16 protein-coding genes are annotated in these 19,377 nt (G+C 60.4%); 5 read left to right on the top strand and 11 right to left on the bottom strand.

Going from position 1 to position 19,377, the window contains the following annotated elements:
- Positions 1–35 precede the first annotated feature (35 nt).
- The 3 genes from F8N44_RS20465 to F8N44_RS20455 form a co-directional block, all read right to left on the bottom strand.
- The gene (locus tag F8N44_RS20465; protein WP_150651572.1) at positions 36–4,505 is read right to left on the bottom strand and encodes a hemagglutinin repeat-containing protein; all 4,470 of its coding nucleotides are present in this window, start codon (positions 4,503–4,505) and stop codon (positions 36–38) included.
- 97 nt (positions 4,506–4,602) lie between these two features.
- A complete protein-coding gene (locus F8N44_RS20460; protein ID WP_150651571.1) occupies positions 4,603–6,330 on the bottom strand; it encodes a ShlB/FhaC/HecB family hemolysin secretion/activation protein in 1,728 nt (575 codons plus the stop codon).
- Between the two features lie 108 nt (positions 6,331–6,438).
- Positions 6,439–7,572, bottom strand: a complete 1,134-nt coding sequence (locus F8N44_RS20455) for a multidrug effflux MFS transporter (RefSeq protein WP_150651570.1) — start codon at positions 7,570–7,572, stop codon at positions 6,439–6,441.
- Between the two features lie 98 nt (positions 7,573–7,670).
- Here F8N44_RS20455 and F8N44_RS20450 point away from each other — a divergent pair, with 98 nt between their 5' ends.
- The 3 genes from F8N44_RS20450 to F8N44_RS20440 all read left to right on the top strand — a co-directional run bounded on the left by F8N44_RS20450 (position 7,671) and on the right by F8N44_RS20440 (position 11,230).
- On the top strand, positions 7,671–8,435 hold the full coding sequence (locus F8N44_RS20450; protein ID WP_150651626.1) for an AraC family transcriptional regulator: 765 nt from the start codon (positions 7,671–7,673) through the stop codon (positions 8,433–8,435).
- Positions 8,436–8,531: 96 nt separating this feature from the next.
- Positions 8,532–9,641 carry an HlyD family secretion protein gene (locus F8N44_RS20445; RefSeq protein WP_150651569.1) on the top strand — a complete coding sequence of 370 codons (1,110 nt, stop codon included), beginning with the start codon at positions 8,532–8,534 and terminating at the stop codon, positions 9,639–9,641.
- Positions 9,638–11,230: a DHA2 family efflux MFS transporter permease subunit gene (locus F8N44_RS20440; protein ID WP_150651568.1), complete on the top strand. Its 1,593-nt coding sequence runs from the start codon at positions 9,638–9,640 to the stop codon at positions 11,228–11,230. The genes F8N44_RS20445 and F8N44_RS20440 overlap by 4 nt, the downstream gene beginning before the upstream one ends.
- A 138-nt stretch (positions 11,231–11,368) precedes the next feature.
- On the opposite strand, the gene F8N44_RS20435 is transcribed toward F8N44_RS20440, so the two are convergent.
- On the bottom strand, positions 11,369–11,809 hold the full coding sequence (locus F8N44_RS20435; protein ID WP_150651567.1) for a carboxymuconolactone decarboxylase family protein: 441 nt from the start codon (positions 11,807–11,809) through the stop codon (positions 11,369–11,371).
- Between the two features lie 186 nt (positions 11,810–11,995).
- Here F8N44_RS20435 and F8N44_RS20430 point away from each other — a divergent pair, with 186 nt between their 5' ends.
- Positions 11,996–12,295, top strand: coding sequence for a hypothetical protein (locus F8N44_RS20430; protein WP_007915566.1), 300 nt, complete (start codon positions 11,996–11,998; stop codon positions 12,293–12,295).
- A gap of 186 nt (positions 12,296–12,481) precedes the next feature.
- On the opposite strand, the gene F8N44_RS20425 is transcribed toward F8N44_RS20430, so the two are convergent.
- The 3 genes from F8N44_RS20425 to F8N44_RS20415 all read right to left on the bottom strand — a co-directional run bounded on the left by F8N44_RS20425 (position 12,482) and on the right by F8N44_RS20415 (position 15,724).
- Positions 12,482–14,053, bottom strand: a complete 1,572-nt coding sequence (locus F8N44_RS20425; protein WP_150651566.1) for a diguanylate cyclase — start codon at positions 14,051–14,053, stop codon at positions 12,482–12,484.
- A gap of 177 nt (positions 14,054–14,230) precedes the next feature.
- Positions 14,231–15,004, bottom strand: a complete 774-nt coding sequence (locus F8N44_RS20420; protein ID WP_150651565.1) for an aldolase — start codon at positions 15,002–15,004, stop codon at positions 14,231–14,233.
- 15 nt (positions 15,005–15,019) lie between these two features.
- A complete protein-coding gene (locus tag F8N44_RS20415) occupies positions 15,020–15,724 on the bottom strand; it encodes a haloacid dehalogenase type II (protein WP_150651564.1) in 705 nt (234 codons plus the stop codon).
- Between the two features lie 109 nt (positions 15,725–15,833).
- Between F8N44_RS20415 and F8N44_RS20410 the strand changes: the two genes are divergently transcribed.
- On the top strand, positions 15,834–16,691 hold the full coding sequence (locus F8N44_RS20410) for a LysR substrate-binding domain-containing protein (RefSeq protein ID WP_150651563.1): 858 nt from the start codon (positions 15,834–15,836) through the stop codon (positions 16,689–16,691).
- Between the two features lie 17 nt (positions 16,692–16,708).
- Here F8N44_RS20410 and F8N44_RS20405 read toward each other — a convergent pair whose 3' ends face one another.
- The 4 genes from F8N44_RS20405 to F8N44_RS20390 all read right to left on the bottom strand — a co-directional run bounded on the left by F8N44_RS20405 (position 16,709) and on the right by F8N44_RS20390 (position 19,259).
- The gene (locus tag F8N44_RS20405) at positions 16,709–17,230 is read right to left on the bottom strand and encodes a hypothetical protein (protein WP_150651562.1); all 522 of its coding nucleotides are present in this window, start codon (positions 17,228–17,230) and stop codon (positions 16,709–16,711) included.
- A complete protein-coding gene (locus F8N44_RS20400; protein ID WP_150651561.1) occupies positions 17,230–17,958 on the bottom strand; it encodes an alpha/beta hydrolase in 729 nt (242 codons plus the stop codon). Before F8N44_RS20400 ends, F8N44_RS20405 begins: the two co-directional genes overlap by 1 nt.
- A 3-nt stretch (positions 17,959–17,961) precedes the next feature.
- Positions 17,962–18,459 (bottom strand): PAAR domain-containing protein, encoded by a 498-nt coding sequence (locus F8N44_RS20395; RefSeq protein ID WP_150651560.1) that lies wholly within the window; start codon positions 18,457–18,459, stop codon positions 17,962–17,964.
- A gap of 134 nt (positions 18,460–18,593) precedes the next feature.
- Positions 18,594–19,259 (bottom strand): ribonuclease T2, encoded by a 666-nt coding sequence (locus F8N44_RS20390; RefSeq protein ID WP_150651559.1) that lies wholly within the window; start codon positions 19,257–19,259, stop codon positions 18,594–18,596.
- Between the last annotated feature and the right edge of the window lie 118 nt (positions 19,260–19,377).

Genomic DNA, 19,377 nt, shown 5'->3' with positions numbered 1-19,377 from the left:
GATGCCGATTCGCCTGCAACCACCACCTCTCGGGTTTAGCCTCTTTCGTCAATCCCCGCTTGCAGGGACTGGCCGTCCAGATGCCCGCTCAGCGTGACGGGGCCGACCTTCAGGTTGCCGTTTTCAAGGGAAACCTTCGGTGCGTTTTCCTTGGCTTTGTGTGGCAAATCAAGGCCCGCTTTCACTCCGTAATCACGATTACCCAGATCAGTGCTGCTGACCTTCGAACCCCCCAGATCAACCTTTCCATCCGCCGCCGAAATCCGCGCGCCGGTCAGTTGTGTCGCGCCGCCGACCGCGAGGTTTACGCCTTGGCCGGCACTGATTCCGGACGCCTGCACCACGCTGTCCTTGTGCGCATATTCGCCCTGTGCAGTCAGCGTTGGCTTGTAGTCGGTGCCGGCGAGTTTTTCCTTGTCGCTCGGCGGGTTTTTCTTCGCAGTCAGGCCCAGATCGACATCGACCTTGGTGTGATTGCTCGAGTCTTGACGGCTTTCGACGGTCAGATCACCCGCAACCTTGCCACTGACATCTTTAGCGTCGATCCGCGCACCCGCCAGCTGTGCATCACCGGCGCTGTTCAACACCACGCTGTCAGCCTTGATCTGGCTGTTCTGCTCGGTGCTGCCTTGCAGATAATCCACGCCAACCTTGGCCCCGGCATTGAAGCCGTGGTCGCTGCTGGCCTTCTCATCAGCGGCGGTCGGGGTTTTGCGGCTCAGGTTGCCGCCGGCATTCAGTGCGACATTCCAGTTATTGCGGTGGTCGGTGGACTGCGCTGACTCCTGCACATAACCGCCCTTCTGTGCATCGATGCTGACATTCGGTGCGCTGACTTGCGTGCCTTGCAGGTGAATCGAATCACCGCTCAGCGCGATGCCGCTCTGGCTGTTGAGCTGACCACCAGTAAGGGTTTTCGAATCCTCGTTGACCCGACCGATGTTGAAGTTGCCACTCAGATTGCCACCCTGATCGCGGCTCTTCTCGCTGCTGGTTTTGCTGCCGCCACCCTTCAAGCCGCCGCCGAGGTTGCTGCCGGTGGCGGTGTGAGTATCGGTGGCCGCTTGCAGATCGAGCTTGCCGTCGGCGTGCAAATCGATGCCGCCAGCGCTGTCGATTTTCGTGCCTTGCTGCACCTGATGGCCGCCGCTGCTCAACTGCACCGGGCCGTTGCCCGAGATGTTGGCAACGTGGGCCTGCGTCTCAGTGGTCTGCTTGGCGGTGTGATCGAGCTGGAACCCGGCGCCGAGGTCGACGTTGGTGCCATCGGTGCCCGGCAAGGTGCCGACCGTCAGCGAGCCATTGCCACGCAGGCTGCTGTCGTTGCTGTTCTGGCGGTCGTTGGCCTGATTCAGCGCCAGATCCCCCCCGGTGTTGATGCTGACACCGCCCTGCCCGCCGTCGAAACGACTGCCGACGAACTGCGCATCGCCGCCGACCTTGATGTTCACACCCTGGCTGCCGGCATAAGCGCCGACGACGGCGGTGGAACTGTCCTTGCTCGACGCACTGCTGCCACCCGCGCCGCTGCCGGCGACGTTCACGTCTTCACCGGTCTTGGTGTAGACGCGCACATCGACCTTGGCGTCCACGGCGTTCGCGCTGCTGCTGTGCGTGTTGCTCGCGGCGTCGGCAAGCAGTTTGTCGGCGCTGATATTCACTTGGCCGGCGCTGGCGTTGTATTGCGTGCCTTGCTCATGCAGCGTGCCCGTGGTTTTCACATCGATGGTGCCACCATCAAAACGGCTGACCACGGCGTTGCTACTTTGCTCGGACTTGCTGGCGCTGCCGTGACCGAACGCAACGTCGATCCCGACATTCGGCTGACCGAGATTGGCCAGCGAGTCCTTGTCCGGCACCTTGCCGTTGAGAACATCCTTGACCGCGCCAGCGATTGGCCGGGCGATGTCCTTGTACTCGACGTTGGCGCCGATGTCCGCCGACCAGTTGCTGTCGTTGTGCGTGCTGCTTTCGCTGTTGCTGGCCGCGCGATTGTCGATCTCGTTGGCGGCGACGTTCAGACCGTTGCCAGCCTTGAGTTGCGCGCCTTCGGTTGCGAGTTTGTCGGCATTGATGTTCAGACTGCCGCTGCTCTGCACATTCGTGGTCTGTGCGGTGATTTTGCTGGTCGAATCCTGCGTTGTGCTGTGGGCGAAATCGACGCCACTGCCGGCACGGTCGAGGCCGCCGGTGTAGTAGAAACCACCACCGGTGCTTGAGGTGTCGGTGGAGGTTTTGTGGCTGTCAGCCTCGGCCAGCAACGAGACGTTTTTGCCGCTCAACGTCGTGTCACCAGCGGTGGATTTCACTTCCGCGCCTTTGAGCGTGACGTCACCGCCCGCCTTCACCTGCACACTGCCGCCGCTGAGGCTGGAGCCTTGCTGGGTGACGTCGTTGCGGGTCACGGTTTGCTGTTTGTCTTCGTAGTGAATCCCGGCGCGATACTGCTCCGGCGTTTGCTCTTTCGCATAAGCATCGAAGCCACGGGTTTGCGTGGTGTCAGTGCTGTCGTGAGTGTTCTGCGCGGAGGACACGTTGACGTCGCCCGCTGCATCGGCGGTCAACGCACCATCAGCCTTGACGGTCGAGCCCGCCACAGCAATGTCCTTGGCGCTCTTGAGCTTGAGGTTGCTGTCGGACACCAGTTCGCTGCGCACGGTGCTGCTGTCCTGGCTGCTCTGCCGCGACTCGTCTTTGGTGATGCCGAAGAACTTGCTGTCCTTGTCGTGGTTGTTGCTGTGCGAGGTGTCCTGCACGCCGTCGATCACCAGCGAACCCTTGTCGCTGATCACGCTGGCGTCGGTGCCGCCACGTACCTGACTGCCGCTGATGCGCACATCGTCAGCCTTGACGATCAGTTTGCCACTGGCGTTGACCTTGCTGCCCTGATGCTGGGTCTTGCCTTTGTCGGCATCGCCGGTCTTGCCGAAGAAACCACCGCCAACCAGATCACCGGAGTAACGGTTGTCGCTGCTGCGATTGGTCCGTGTGGCCGTGGTGATTTCCACCTGTTTGCCGGCCAGTTGCACGTCGCCGGCGCTGGTCAATTCGGCGCCTTCGGAGCGCAATAACGCGGCGGTTTGCAGGGCGATATTGCCGGCCTTCAACTGGCTGGTGACGCTGCGCTGCTCTTCGCTGCTGCTGTTCCAGTCGGCTTTCCACAGGTGCTTGCGGTGGTTGCCTTGATCGCTTTGCGTGTGGCTTTCGGTGGCGGCGGTCAGGCGCAAGTCGCCGCCGCTTCGCACGTCGAGAGTCTTCGCGGCTTCTACTTTGGCGGCTTTCAGCTCGGTGTCTTTACCGGACGACAACTTGGCGTCGCGACTGGCGATAATCTGGCTGCCGTGCTGGCGCGATTCACTGTCGGTCTGGGTGCGATCGTAGGTTTCCCAGGTGATGCCGATGGTGCTGTTGTTCCAGTTTTCGCGCTTTTCCTGAAGCTTGCGGCTTTCGACCGTCGACAAGGTCAGGTTGCGTTTCGCCTCGACGGCGACGTCGCGAGCGCTGACATCGGTAGCCGCCAACGTCAGATCCTTGCCGCTATGCAAACCGACATCGCCCTGACTGCTGCGAATACCGGCACGGGTTACATCGAGGCTGTTGGCAACCGCTTCACCGCTGACACTGAGGTCACCGGCGGAACGAATCTGCACGCCGTCACGCCCGGCCACTTGCACCGCGCCAACCCGTACGCCGGCACCTTCGGCGGTGCTGACAATATTGATGCGCCCGGCCTGCATCGCGCCGAACAGGCTGGCGTCGATGCGTTGATCGCCGGTGTTGCCCGCCGGATCAACAGTTTTCACCTGGCCGCTGGCGTAATCGACCTGATTGCGCCCAAGCGTAAGGTTCAACTGATCGCGCGCAGTGATCGCGCCCTGGCTGTCGATTCGCGGCGCGATCAGGTTGATCGAACCTTCGCCGTTACGCAGGCCACCGCTGTGAATCTGCAACTGACCGCTGGCGTCGCGGCTGTTCAGGCTTTGCAGTTTGCCGTCATTCAATTCCGGGCGACCGACCACCAGATTGGCGTTCGGCGTGTTGATGAAACTGCCGCCATTGACCGAGATGCCGTTAGGGTTGGCCAGCACGTAATCGGCGGGCCGGCCGAAGATTTCCTGCGCGCCATTGATGGCGGACGGATTGCGGCTGATCACTTCGTTGAGGATCACGCTCGCCGCCTGGCCTTGCAGTTGCGGGTTGGCCGCCAGTTGCCCGGCCAGTTGCGATTGCCCGGCCTGCAAAGCGTTGTTCAGCACAAGGCCCTGACGGTCGACGTTGTAGTCGAGGAACTGGTTGTGCGACAGGCCCGAACCGTTGGGCGCGACGATGTTGACGATGGGCACACCGCCCTGGGTCTGCAATTGCGCGGTGCCGCCCGGTCCCGGTGCGACCACGACGCCGCCTGCGATCGCGCTAGGCAGATGCACGGCGAAGAACAGGCTGGCAATCGCCCAGCGCAATTTGCCCCGAGGCGAAAGATGAAATGCAAAGGTGTGTGCTGGCATAAAAACGTCTCCATGTGAGTACGGCATCACGTCGCGCGTTTAGTCTTGGCCGTGGCTGACGCGCTCAGATCCGACGGCTGTTTGTTCACTGCGTTGTTCAGATTTGCAGGCCCACGCGCATCAGCCAGGTTTCAGGCTCGTGCTGCAGACCGTTCGGGGTGTTGAGGGCGCGCTGGTAATCGACGTCCACTTGCAGGTTTTTCCAGCCCAGATTCAGGCCGACACTGGCACCACTCAGGCGTTGGCCCTGAGCACCGTGATCAGCCTTGATCCAGCCGTGGTCGAGGCCCACGCGCGGGGTAATCTGCACCGGCCATTCGCTGCGCAGCGGCAGGCGCAAGGTGTTGCGCCAGATCGCGCCGCTGGCGCCGGAGGCACTGCTGATGCGATAGCCGCGCACCGCCGAATCGTCGGTGCCGAGCAGCTGTTCAATCGCTGGCAACGGGTCCGGGCTGTACTGCAAATTGAGCTGGCTCTGCCACTGCCAGGCCTGCGCGCCGAACTGACCGTTGCGCCATTGGCTGAGACCGGCGCGGTACTTGCGGAACTGCGCCTTGGGCAGATTGCTGATCTGATGCTGCGAGTCGTCGTCGGCGCCAAACCAGCGCAGGCCCTGGGCGTAATTGATGTCGAGGTTCCACACCGCGCGGTCGAGCCAGAACAGATTGAGCCCGGCTTCGGCCACGGTCAGGGTCGGGCTCTGAATGCCGAGGCGAACGTCTTGCAGATAGCTGTCGACATCCTTGTGCGCCAGTTGCAGGTTGGCGCTGAGCTGCCGACTCTGGTCGCGCCACAGCACACGGTCGGCGCGCAGGCTGACCTGATCGGTGATGCCGGTGCTGTGAAAGGTCACGCTCGGCAATTTGAACGGCGCGCGATATTCGGCGTGGCTGGCGAACACGCTGTAGGTCCAGTAGCCGTAGGGAATCGCGTAATACAGGCTGGCGTTGCGGCTGTAGCGATCGCCCTGATTGAGCGTGTCGCTGGCGCTGAGGCTCAACAAGTCGTTGAGTTGCAGCGGGCTGTCGAGGCTCAGGCTGATCGTGTCGCGATCACGTCCGGTGCTGGCGCTGCCGAGGTTGTCGAAACCGACATTCAAGGCCCAGCGCGAATGCGCGGAGGTGCGTGAGCGCAGGATGATTCGCGAGGCGCCGTGCTGTCTGCCGGGGGCGATGTCGGCGGTGAGATCGATTGAGCGCAGGCGATTCAGTTGATCGAGGCCCTGCTCCAGATCACGCAGGTTCAGCGGCTTGCCGAGCATTCCCGGGAACGCGCCGCCGAGGGAAACCGGCAAGCTCTGATCGGCCAGTTCGATGGACTCGATGTAGCCTTCGTCAACGCGGATATCCAGTGACTGCCCGGCGGCCGGAGCGCTGAGCAGATACGGGCGGCTGGCGATGTAGCCCTTGTCGACGTAGCTCGCGGTGATGGTCGCCAACAGATGATTGATCTGGCCGACGCCCATGCACGGTGCCAGCAGCGGTTTGATCCGGGCGTTGAGCTTGTCGCTGTCGATCAGCGTGACGCCGCCAATGCGCGTGCCGCTCAGCGGCCAGCAACGTTCATCGGGGGCAACGGTTTGCGGGATGGCCGGAGTGATCGGCGTCGGACCGAATGCACCGCGCTCCAATTGCCGTTTTCTTTGCTCAAGTTGCAGTTGTTGCAGATCGCGCTGTTGCTGTTGCTGCTGGCGCAGCACTTCCTGACCCGGCGCAACAGGTTCGGCCGCTTCAATCGAGGAGGCACACACACTCAACACAAAGGCCGACAACAGCGGGCAAAGCGGGGAACGATGGCGAAAAACAGCGCGAAACGGAAACGGCACGCAACATCCTTGCGATCATCAAATGGCGTAATGCCATGTCATCAATAATCGTGATAGTCGGAGCCATCCCACACAAAAGCAAGACGCTTCCTACAGCGCTTACATTTCTTAAACAATTGCTTTGCCTGACTTTATTGTCAGCAGCAAGGCCACGGCACTGCACGCTATCAGGGTTTCCCCGATGGCCTGAAACCAGCCCGCGAGCATCAGGCCCACGCCGATCAGCAGGTAGTACATCAAGCCAAATAACGCCCCGGCGGTGCCCAGCCGATCCGCGTAATCGACCAGCGCCGAACCGAGCACGTTCGGAATCGCCAGGCCAAACGCCAATACCACCAGCAGCATCGGCAGGACGAACGCGACACTGTTCTGCAGCGACCACACGCCCACACCACCGAGTAAAGCGGTGCCCGCCGCGAGCCGAATCAATTGCACGGGGATGAACCCGGCCGTCAATAAACGCCGGTTGAGCCATGCTCCAAAACCTGAGCCCAGCGCGAGGATCACACCGCTGTAACCGAACCCGCTAGCGTCCACGTCCAGCCGCTGAAACATGAACGGAGCGAGGCTGTAATAGCTGAACAGCGCCACGTTGAATGACGCGATCCACAGCGCCGAGCGCCAGATGCCCGGGTCACGCAACATGCGCCCGAGGGTTTCGAGCAAACCGACATGGCGCGTTGGCTGGGGCCGGGTTTCCGCCAGGGTGTACCAACTCCACAGCCACAACAGCGTTGCCAGCAACAGCAACGCGCCAAGCACACCGCGATAACCAAAGGCCTGAACCAGACTGGCACCGCTGAACAGGCCAATCGCCGGACTGGCCGACAGCGCGATGCCCACCAGGGAAAACACCTGCGCCAGTTCGGCGCCTTTGAAGCGGTCACGCAACACGGTCTGCGTGACCACCGAGCCGACTGCCGCACCGAACGCTGCCAACATCTGCGCCAGTAACAAGCCGTTGAAGCTGCTCACTCGCAGGCCGAAAAGCGTGGCAATTGCATAAATTGCCAGTCCCGCGAGCATTGCCGGGCGCCGACCGATGCGATCACACAAACGCCCCCACACCACCACCCCGACGGCAAACGCGAGGAAATACACGGATAAAGTCTGCGCCGCTGCTTGCGGGCCGACGCTGAACACACGCCCGATATCACCGAGCGCCGGGCTGTACAGGGTTTGCGCGATCTGCGGAAACATCAGCAGCGCAATCGCCAGCCACAGGAAATTTCTGTTGTGCATCCTTCATCACTCCTCTCATAAACCGCCGAGGAGTTTAAGAATCGATGAGTGGCGTATTATCCGAACCCTGCCAACTAATCGTTGAAATCGGACAACCCATGGCCTGGCTCGACGCCCACGCAACGTTTGACGCAGATCGCTTTCAGGCACCGGTGATCGGCATCGCCTCAACCTTGGGCGATCACGATTCCGGCCTGCACCGCCATCAACGCGGCCAACTGCTGTACACGCGACAGGGCTGCACGCGGATTACCCTGGCGCAGCAACTGTGTCTGCTGCCGCCGTCGCGGGCGGCGTGGATTCCGCCGGGTGTCAGCCATCGCGCGGTGATGCAGCAGAGTGTCGATTACCGCTCGATCTATCTGACCGCCGAACTGTGCAGCGCACTGCCGCAGCAGGTCTGCGTGATTGAAGTCAGCCCCTTGTTGCGTGCGGTGCTGGAACCGATGGCGCTGGCGGCTTTCGACACCGATTGGCAGCAGGGCAAATTCGCCCACCTGCTCGGTCTGTGCCTGAGCGAAATCACTGAAGCGGCGCAGCAACCGATGCTGTTGCCGTTACCTCAGGACAAGCGCCTGACGCCACTGCTGAAAACTCCCGAGCGACTGCCGCCGGAACTGCAAGTACTGGAACAACAGATCGGCGCCAGCAGCCGCACCATCGGGCGAATCTTTCAGCGCGAAACCGGCATGAGTTATCAGCAATGGCGCCAGCAGTGGCGCTTGATGCGCGCGATGGAATTGCTCGCCACCGGACGCAGCCTGAGTTACTGCGCTTTTGAATCCGGTTTTGCCAGCGACAGCGCCTTTATCGCCTTCTTCAAATCCATGACCGGCAGTACCCCGGGCCACTGGCTCAAATGAGCAACTGACGATCGGCACCAGAAATAATTTGCCACTAAATATTACCTGCGTCATATTACAGCCGTAATAACGACCCGCTTACCCAGGTAATCCGCCATGACCAGCATGCCCACCCTCGAACCTGTTGTGGTGAAGACCAAGCCTTCCCTGCATAAACGCTTGCTGCTTCCCGGCGCCGGATTGCTCGCGCTGATCTTCGCCGGTGTGTACGCCGTGCACTGGTGGGGCGCCGGGCGGTTTATCGAAGAAACCGACGATGCCTATATTGGTGGCGATGTTACGGTGATCGGGCCGAAAGTCGCCGGTTACATCGACGAAGTGCTGGTCAGCGACAACCAGCATGTGAAGGCCGGCGATGTGTTGATCCGCCTCGACGCCCGCGACTATCGCGCCAATCTGGCCAAGGCTGAAGGCGCCGTCGCCGCCGAAGAGGCGCTGCTGGCCAACCTCGACGCCACCGAACAACTGCAACAAGCAGTGATCGGCCAGGCCCGCGCCGGCATCGATGCCGCCGGTGCGGAAACCGCGCGCTCGCGGGATGACAACGCGCGCTACAAACGCCTGGTGACGACCAATGCTGTCTCGGTAGAAAGCGCACAACGCGCCGACGCCACCTTCAAAACCGCGCAAGCCCTCAGTGCCCGCGCCCAGGCCGAACTGCTTGCCGCGCAACGCCAACTGGCGGTGATCGACACCCAGAAACAACAGGCCCGCGCCGCCCTTCAGCAAGCCCGCGCCGAACGTGATCTGGCGCAACTGAACCTCGGCTACACCGAACTGCGCGCGCCGGTCGATGGGGTGATCGGCAATCGCCGCGCACGGGTTGGCGCCTATGCTCAAGCCGGCTCGCAACAGTTGTCGGTGGTGCCGGCCAGCGGTTTGTGGGTCGACGCCAATTTCAAGGAAGACCAATTGGCGCGGATGAAACCCGGGCAACGCGTGAGTATCCGCGCCGACGTCCTTTCCGGTCAGGAATTCCACGGCCGCCTCGACAGCCTTGCGCCAGCCACCGGGTCGCAGTTCAGCGTGCTGCCGCCGGAAAACGCCACCGGCAACTTCACCAAAATCGTCCAGCGTGTGCCGGTGCGCATCCTCCTCGACCCGGCAGATGGCGTGCTTGGCCACTTGCGTCCGGGGCTGTCGGTGACGGCGGAAGTCGACACCCGCGCGCAACCGGAAACCAGCGCCGTGGCCGTCGCGCCATGAGCACCGCCCTCACCGCAAATGCGCGGCCGTTCAACGCCGCCGATATGGCGACCGCGACCAAAGTGTTCGCCTTCGCGACCATGTGCATCGGCATGTTCATTGCGCTGCTGGATATCCAGATCGTCTCGGCGTCACTGCGTGATATCGGCGGTGGACTGTCCGCCGGCACCGACGAAACCGCCTGGGTGCAGACCAGTTACCTGATCGCCGAAATCATCGTGATTCCGTTGTCGGGCTGGCTGTCGCGAGTGTTTTCAACGCGCTGGTTGTTCTGCGCTTCGGCGGTCGGCTTCACCCTCGCCAGCCTGCTCTGCGGCGTGGCCTGGAACATCCAGAGCATGATCGCCTTTCGGGCGCTGCAAGGTTTTCTCGGTGGTTCGATGATCCCGCTGGTGTTCACCACGGCGTTCTTTTTCTTCACCGGCAAACAACGGGTAATCGCCGCCGCGACCATCGGCGCGGTCGCGTCATTGGCACCGACATTGGGGCCGGTAATCGGCGGCTGGATCACCGATATTTCCTCGTGGCACTGGCTGTTCTACATCAATCTGGTGCCAGGAATTTTCGTCGCCGTGGCGGTGCCGATGCTGGTGAAAATCGACCAGCCGGAATTGTCCCTGCTCAAGGGTGCGGACTATCTGAGCATGGTGTTTCTCGCGCTGTTTCTCGGCTGCCTGGAATACACCCTCGAAGAAGGTCCGCGCTGGAACTGGTTCAGCGACCAAACCATTCTGACCACGGCGTGGATCAGCGGCCTCGCCGGCCTGGCCTTCATCGGCCGCACCTTGCATGTGGCCAATCCGATCGTCGATCTGCGCGCACTCAAGGATCGCAATTTCGCCCTCGGCTGCTTCTTTTCGTTCGTCACCGGCATTGGCCTCTTTGCAACGATCTACCTGACGCCGCTGTTCCTCGGTCGCGTGCGCGGCTACAGCGCGCTGGACATTGGTCTGGCGGTTTTCTCCACCGGCGTGTTCCAGATCATGGCGATTCCGCTGTATGCCTTTCTGGCCAATCGCATGGACCTGCGCTGGATCATGATGATCGGTCTGGGTTTGTTCGCGGTGTCGATGTGGGAGTTCAGCCCGATCACCCATGACTGGGGTGCCGGCGAGTTGATGCTGCCGCAAGCGTTGCGCGGGATTGCCCAGCAACTGGCGGTGCCGCCAGCGGTGACGTTGACCTTGGGCGGATTGGCGCCGGCACGTTTGAAGCATGCGTCAGGGTTGTTCAACCTGATGCGTAATCTGGGCGGGGCGATTGGTATTGCGGCGTGCGCGACCATTCTCAATGACCGCACCAACTTGCACTTCACGCGGTTGGCCGAACATCTGAACAGCAGCAATGAGGCGATGAATCAGTGGCTGGCGCAAGTCGGCGGCAACCTCGCGAATCTGGGCCAGAGCGGCGACGTCGGTGTCACCGCCAGCCTGCGCCAGTTGTGGCTGCTGACCTACCGCGAGGCGCAAACCCAGACCTACGGCGACACCTTTTTGATGATCGGCGTGTGCTTCGTCATCGCCACGGCGATGGTGCCCTTGATGCGCAAGGTGCAACCACCGGCGGCGCCGAGTGCGGATGGGCATTGATCACTATTTTCTGGCCATGCCCATTTCCCTTGTGGGAGCGAGCCTGCTCGCGAAGGCGTCGTGTCAGTCACCATGGTTGTTATCTGACACTCCGCTTTCGCGAGCAAGCTCGCTCCCACAGGGGTTATGCGTTGAGGCTTAAGCCTGGGGGATTTTGCGGAAACCCACCGCCAAACGGTTCCAGCTGTTGATGGTGTTGATCGCCACGGTCAGGTCGACCATTTCTTTGGGCGTGAACTGCGCCGCAACCACGTCGTAATCTTCATCCGGCGCATGGGTCAGGCTCAGTTGCGTCAGCGATTCGGTCCACAGCAGCGCGGCGCGTTCGCGGTCGCTGAAGAACGGCGCTTCACGCCAAGCGGTGACCGCGAACAAACGGCGCGGGGTTTCGCCACCCTTGATTGCATCGGTGGTGTGCATGTCGATGCAGAACGCGCAGCCGTTGATTTGCGAAGCGCGCAGTTTGACCAGTTCGATCAGGGTCTTTTCCAGCGGCAGTTTCGATACAGCCGTTTCCAGAGCCATCATCGCTTTCAAGGCGTCTGGGGAGGCGGTGTAGAAATCGGTACGAGGTTGCATGGTAGCTCCGGGTAGCAAGTGAATGTGTGGCTACGTTAGCCCTCACACCCGGTTCGACAAATAGCCAATATTCCAGAAGATCAGGAGGCCACTCGGTTTCTCCGCTGACCGCTCGTCAGCCACCCGGCACCAAGGGTCAAGCGCGCCAGACCAATATCAGGTACAGACCCTTTACGGAGACGGATCATGATCACGCGCAAACTCACTTCGTTATTGCTCGCCGGGTTGCTCGCCAGCGCCTCGGCCGCCAGCTTCGCCGCCAACGACGGCGCTGACGCCACCGGCACCAAATCCGGAGGCCCGACCAGCACAACCACGCCGCCAGACAACACGCCGGGCGCGCCTTCGGGCGGTAGCGGTTCTTCGGGTATGGGATCCGGGACTGGCACCAATGGCGGGGCCAGCGGTTCCGGTTCAGGGGCTGGCGGTGGCACCGGTTCGGCGGGTGGCGGGACTGGCGGTGCGGGCGGTGGCACCGGCGGCTGAACGAACAAGAGCCATCCGTGGTGAAAACCCTCGGTTTTATGAGTATTCACATAACCCTGGCTTAATGAAAATCCCTGTGGGAGCGAGCTTGCTCGCGAAGGCGTTAGATCAGCCAACAATCTTCATCGCCTGACACTGCGCTTTCGCGAGCAAGCTCGCTCCCACAGGGTATGTGTTGTACTTGAGTTAGCGATCCGAGCGCATCAGTTCAGCCAAACCGCTATCCAGCGACAACACCGCCGCACGATTGCGCCCGGCATTTTTTGCCTGATACAGCGCCGCATCGGCACGCTGGATAAACACTTCCAGGCTGTCATTGCCGCTCGGGATAAACGAATAGCAGCCCAGACTCACCGTCAGATACCCGGTCGGCGAACCGCTGTGGATGATGTGTTTGTCGATCACGCTGCGGCGAATCTGCCCGGCGATCGCCAGCGCTCCATTGATATCGGTGTCCGGCAACAGCACCGCAAATTCCTCGCCACCGTAGCGCACCGCCAGATCAGCCTTGCGCTGACAGCACGCCCGCAGCACCTGAGCGACCTGAGTCAGACAATGGTCTCCCGCCACGTGCCCATAGGCATCGTTGTAGCGCTTGAAGAAATCGATATCGAGCATGATCAGGCTGACCGGGCTGACCTGCCGCGCGCCACGAGCGAATTCGATCTCCAGCGATTGTTCGAACAAGCGGCGATTGGCCAATCCGGTCAGGCTGTCGTGGGTCGCAATCTGTTCCAGTGCGCGCTGGGCCTTGCGCAGGTTTTTCTCGATGCGTTCGCCGTCGCGCACTTGATGAATGAACACCCAGCCAAACAGGCCGACACCGAGGATCACCAACGCGACAATCACACTCGACTGAAACGCACGCTCGTACCAACCCTTGAGAATCGTATCGCGCGAGGTCGCCGCCGACACCACCAACGGATATGCCGACAAGCGTCGATAACCGTATAAACGCACCACGCCATCGACCACCGAATTGATCATCGCTGTACCCGCCGCCGCCTCTGGCAGCAACGTGCGATAAATCCGCCCTTGCGCCAGCGAAGTGCCGATCAGGTTTTCATCAAACGGCCGGCGGGCGAGCAAGGTGCCGTCGCTCAGGCCAAGGAACATGATGGCTTGGTCATCAAGGCTGAAGCCTTCGAAGAAGCGGTCGAAGTACGACATCTTGATCCCGGCCAGCAGCACACCCTGAAAATTGCCGGCGTGATCATTGACGCGCTTGGAAATCGGGATGATCCACTCACCGTTCTCGCGGCTGCGGATCGCCGGGCCGATGTGCGCTACTGTCGAGGCATTCTGCTGGTGAAACTTGAAGTACTCGCGGTCGGCCACTCCACTGCCACGGGGCAGATCGGCAAACGAGGTAATCACCCATTGGCCTTCGCGATCGAACAGGAACACGCCGTGCAACTGATCGAGTTGCTGCACCCGTCGGGCAAAAGTTCTCTGCAAACGCGGTTTCTGCGCGGCGCCGTAGCCGTCGTCCTGAATCCAGTCGACCAGGCTGGTCATCACCAGATCGGCGGCGAGGAAGGTGTCCTCGGCCTGCTGTGCCATCGCCCGCGTCAGATTGCTTGAGGCTATTTTCGCCACTGCCAGATCCTGCCTTCGCGACTGCTCCAGTTGCAGGTACAGCAAACCGGACAGGCACAACCCCACCGCAACGATAAACAGCACCGCCGCTTTGCGCAGCGGCAGGCGTTTAAGGGTGCCTCCGGGGGCCTGATGCGGGTCGTGAATGGGGATAGGCAAAAGCAAGTCCTGGGCAGGTACGACAAGGGCGCCAGCGGGTAAACCCTTATGTTTGTGAGCGTAGCCCACCGGGATGTACGGGGCAAACGCCCCGGTCCCGCCCAGTTATATCGGCGCGCAGCGAGATTGGATGATCGCTGTTCGTCGATTTATTTTCGATTGCCTCTTTACGGTTAGTCAGTTGTGAAGGGCCAGGCGCCGCATCGCACTGTGCAGATGCGCCCGCGCACTTTGCGGATCGCCCTCGCGCATCTGCTCATAAGCCCGCTGCGCAATGGCATGGGGCACTGGCTTCAGCTCCCGTTGCGTGGCCATCGCCAGCAGTTGCACCTGGGCGGCGCGCTCCAGGTAATAGAGGTCGTCCCAGGCTTCGGCGATGGTCGGCGCGGCAACGATCACGCCGTGGTTTTTCAGGAACAGAATGTCGGCGTCGCCCATGACCCCGGCGATGCGATCGCCCTCGGATTCGTCCAGCGCCAGGCCGTTGTAATTCTCGTCTACCGCCGTGCGCCCATAGAACTTCAGCGCGGTCTGCCCCAGCCACAACAGCGGCGCCCCTTGCAGCAGACACAGCGCCGTAGCGTGAGGCATGTGGGTGTGGAAGGCGACTTTCACTCGCGGCAGTTGTTTATGCAGACGCGCATGAATGTAAAACGCCGTGGCTTCCGGTTGGCCTTCGCCTTCAAGCACATTGCCGTCGAAGTCACAGACCAGCAGGTTCTGCGCGGTGACTTCGGCAAAGGCATAACCGTAGGGATTGACCAGAAACAGATCGTCATGCCCCGGCATCATCGCCGAAAAGTGATTGCAGATACCCTCCTCCAAACCGTGCAGCGCGGCCAGTTGAAAGCACGCTGCGAGTTCGTTGCGAGCGGTGATGATCGCCTCTGTGTCGAGGTTCAATGCGGTCGGACGTGAGGCCCGCGCACTGACGCCAAGAGTGTGAGCCATGACGATTCTCCGTGATTACCATCCAAGGGATTTGAACAGCGGCAGCACTTGATCGAGGCTGTTGAGGATCGCGTCAGGGCGATAGTCCGGCAGCAACTGGCGACCGGTGCCGCGATCGATCCACACACAACGAAAGCCCATGTTCCGCGCCGCTGTGTGGTCGAGCATCGGGCTGGCACAGATGTGCACGACTTCATCGCGGCTGACGCCCAATTGTTCATGAGCGTAGTCGAACAGTCGAGGCGCCGGTTTGTACGCCCCAGCCTGTTGCGCGGTGATTACCCGGTCAATGTGGCCACCGAGTTGCGCGACGTTACCGGCAATGATGTCGTCGTCGGTGTTGGAGACGATGCACAGTTTGAAGCCCATCGCCTTGAGCTGTGCAAGGGTCTCGATCACCTCGGCAAACGGCGGCATTTTCGGGATCGCAGCGGCCAGACGCTGGCTGTCTTCGGGCAGGCTGGGCAGGCCCAATTCTTTCAGGGCCAATTGCAGGCCGAGGGTGCTGAGTTCGCGGAACGATCGGTGCGGCGGGGTTTGTTCGAGGCGATGTTCATGGCGATCATAAACTTCGATCAGGTGCCCGGCGTCGACCTGGTGTTCGCCCTTCTCATTGAGAATTTCGCCGACCACAGCTTTGAGGCCCTCGTCCCATTGGATCAAAGTGCCGTAGCAATCGAAGGTCAGCCATTGCGGGCGCGGGGTGTGGATGAGTGTCATTGGTCGAATCCTCCGTCGTGAGGACTTCAGCTTATGAGCGCTCGGTGATAGTGTGAAATTAAATAAATAGCCAACCGTCAGTTGAAAAACCACTATCGAGAGCACCGCCATGCTGGATCTGGAACTGCTGAAAACCTTTGTCTGCGTGGTCGACGAAGGCAGCTTCACCCGCGCCGCCGAGCGCGTGCACCGCACCCAGTCGACGGTCAGCCAGCAGGTGCGCAAACTTGAAGACCTGGTCGGCCACGCCTTACTGCTGCGTGATCGCACCGGGCTCAACGTCGCCGTCACCGAACACGGCGAACTGCTGATCCACTATGCGCGGCGTTTGCTGGCGCTTTCGGCAGAAGCCACTGAAGCGCTGGCCAGCGACCTCGACCTGGAAATCCTCCGTATCGGCATGCCGGAAGACTTCGACGCGCGGCGCATGGCGCTGATCCTTGCTGGCTTCACCCGCAGCCATCCGCAAGCACGGCTGGAAACGATCAGCGGCATGAGCCTCGATCTGCGCCAGCGTCTGGATGCCGGCGACATCGACATCGCCCTGATCAAACGCGAACCCGACAGCGGCCCGGCGTGGGCGACCTGGCCGGAACGACTGGTGTGGGTCAAAGGTGCGGAATTTGATTCGTCGAGCGGCGTGTTGCCGTTGGCGTTGTTTCCGCAAGGCTGCCTGTATCGGCAGCGGGCCATTCGTTTGCTCGATGTTGCCCAGCGCCCTTGGCGGGTCGCGTTTGGCAGCCACAGCCTGACCGGGATTCAAGCAGCGGTGGCTTCGGGACTGGGGGTGTCGGTGCTGCCGGTGTCGGCGGTGTTGCCTGAGCATCAGGTGTGTACAGATTTGCCGGAACTGGCGCCGACGGAATTGGCGTTGGTCAGTCGTGAGGGTGTGTTGAGCGGGTTGCAGCGTGGCCTGGTGGAGTTTTTGCGTGGGGAGTTGGGGGTGGATGCGGGGGGATTTGCCTGAAATCCCCCTTACTTCTGTTATCGGGGTTTGTTGATTTCCCGCAGCAGGTCCGCGACAGGAATGTTCATGGTGTTTGAGTAGTAGGGTTTGTAGCCGTAGGCGGTGACGACGACTTTGCAGGGGATCTGTTGTTTGTTGGAGAGGAGTTGGTTCAGTTCTGACGCTGACAGATCTCTCTCCGTACTTCGGTCGCTGGAGGTTTCAGTGATAAATGTACTGGTCGAAAAGGAGAATTTGGAGTTGCCGTTTTCGCGTATATCAGAATCTACCAGCCCCACTGCAGAAAACTGAATGGCTTTGCCAACCGAAAAATCGTGGTCATCCGCTAACGCGCACCTCAATGTCCCCGAAGCCATCCCTTGCCTTTCGCCTCGGCCAAACAGGTTCAAAACATCCACATCGGATTGATATTTGATGACATATAAAAGGGAACTCGACCTATCTACGGACACATAACTCAAATTTGCCGGAGGCTGTAAATGGTCCTTTGCACATCCCGAACAGACAGCAAGAACCACGCAAAGGAAAAACCTAAACATCACGAAAATTCCTTCATGATTGAATCAAACAGCAAGTCACTTGCAGATTTACCATCAGCGATTGGGGCGTTTAGCAATCCCAGTGCATTAGCATGATTCGTGTCGACATTTACGTTAAGTGACGGTCCGCAGGAGATAATCCATTTTTCCCCGAAGTCCGCGACCCCGTCTGATGGGTCTCTCTTGGAAGGTGTTGCCTTGATATTGATCCAATCAACCGAAACTGGCGCGGGACGTTCGCGATAAATGTCTGAGCCCAGCCAAACCAAAGCCCCTTCACCCACAGGATCCAGAGTGATCAGCATCTGAACCTTGTAACCCCAATCCGACATTATTTTGGACAGGTGCGCACCATTCCAGCCGCCGAGGCTATGGCCCACGATATAGACGGGGCAGCTTTTATACGGAATAAGGCTTAGCACGTGCCGTTGAATGTCCTGCTTTCCTCTGACTTCGTTGTAACCCAACCATTCCGATTTATATTTTCCTTCTCCCTTTAATGTCTCAGTGCGCCTATCAAATGCACGGCGTGCATCCTGGATGTTTTCATAAGGCCCCGAGAAATAATAACTCTCCTTATCTCCCGCACCGCCGATAAAAACAACAATCGCCTTGGTACTCTCCACCGGCACAGGCTTATCACTGACATCCTTCTTGTCCGTCAGCGCATGTTCCTTGTGAAGCTTGTAATTGTTGCCCTTCGCGCACGTTACCGTTTCAGCAGGCATGCCTTACTCCTCCAAAAACAACTTGATGGTTTCGGGCAGATGCGAGCTGACTTGGTGGGTGAATCCGTTTGCGTCAGACACCCCATGCTCCAGACGTCCGTCAGCGCGCTGAATAACGTAAGGATGATCAGGCATGGGCTCACCGGTCACGTCATTGACCAGTTTCAACCGGTCAGTGAAATGCACCGGCATCGGCAGCAAACCACTGAAGGGAGCCGATGTCACCGTGTCACCGATGATGACTGTGCCGGAGCCGCCGATGACGACGTTGCCGTGCCCACCGGTGCTGTCCAGTGTCGCGGCGTTCAAACCGTTGATGAACACCGTCGACGCAACAGCACCGGTAATCGGGCTGCCGCAAGCAGATTTATCAGTCATTCGCGCAGCCGCCAGACCGTCGAAATTGACATTTGGCGAGCCACTGGCTATGGGATTGGTGCCATGTCCCGGCAATGGGCAGGCGGTTGGATCGGTGACGCGGGCGGCGGGTTTTCCGCTCATGAACAGCTCCTTGCAATGTAACGTGGTCATCCTTTCGGGGGCGCAAGCATGCGGGAGTTTGTCGGGTACTTCAAACCTTCAGACCAAAAAAGGCGCCCGATCGGGCGCCTTTTTATATGTGGAAACCGCTCAGGTTAGCGCGCCGGCGGCACCCGAATATCCCCCGCCCGACACTGGGTTTTCACACCCTTGCCACACGCACCGAACTGCAAATCCTTGCCCATGCAGACGCGCACTTCCGAGAGTTCCGGGCCACTGCAAATGACCGCGATGCCATCGGCCGGAATGCCCGGGTTGGCCTTGCGGAACAGGTCGGCGATTTCCTGGGCTTCGAAGTAATAGGAACTGCTGAACGGTTGCAGTTCCTGCGGGATTTTCACCGCGCCAACGGCTTTGTCCGCTTCATCCAGATAACCCATCGCGCCGAGGCCGCTGCAGGTGCCGTGTTTGGACCATTCGTGGTCGAGCAGTTTTTTGGTCGGGAACAGCGTCAGACCTTTGCTGCTTTCCGCTGCGTTGAGCGTGGTCAGCGGTGGGCAGGATTCCGGCCAGCCGCCCTTGGCGTATTGCGGCCACAAACCGTGAAGCACGAAGCCGTAGCCCTTGCCCGTGCACTGCGAGTCATCTTTGTGGGTCAGACAAAAGGTCGGCGACCAGGACAACGCCAGCAGGTAGTAATCGAACACCCCCGCCACCGATTCCGCCTGCGCTTTGCTTGACTGTGATTGCCGCGCCGAACTCAAACCGATGCTACCGGCCGTCAGCGCAATGACTGCCAAAATTGTAAACAGCTTTTTCATCTACCCACTCCTTTGGGACGCCTGCGTCCATGGTTTTCGATCCTGACCGACTTGGCCAGCGCTGATTTCGCCACGCTTGTGTTGCAAGCGCATGACGCAAGGCAAAGCCGTACACCGT

Origin of the sequence: Pseudomonas fluorescens, from assembly GCF_902497745.1 — a bacterium.
GTDB classification, from domain to species: domain Bacteria; phylum Pseudomonadota; class Gammaproteobacteria; order Pseudomonadales; family Pseudomonadaceae; genus Aquipseudomonas; species Aquipseudomonas fluorescens_BM.
The sequence above is the reverse complement of the archived record's forward strand: the minus strand, read 5'-3'. Positions and strand labels throughout refer to the sequence as shown.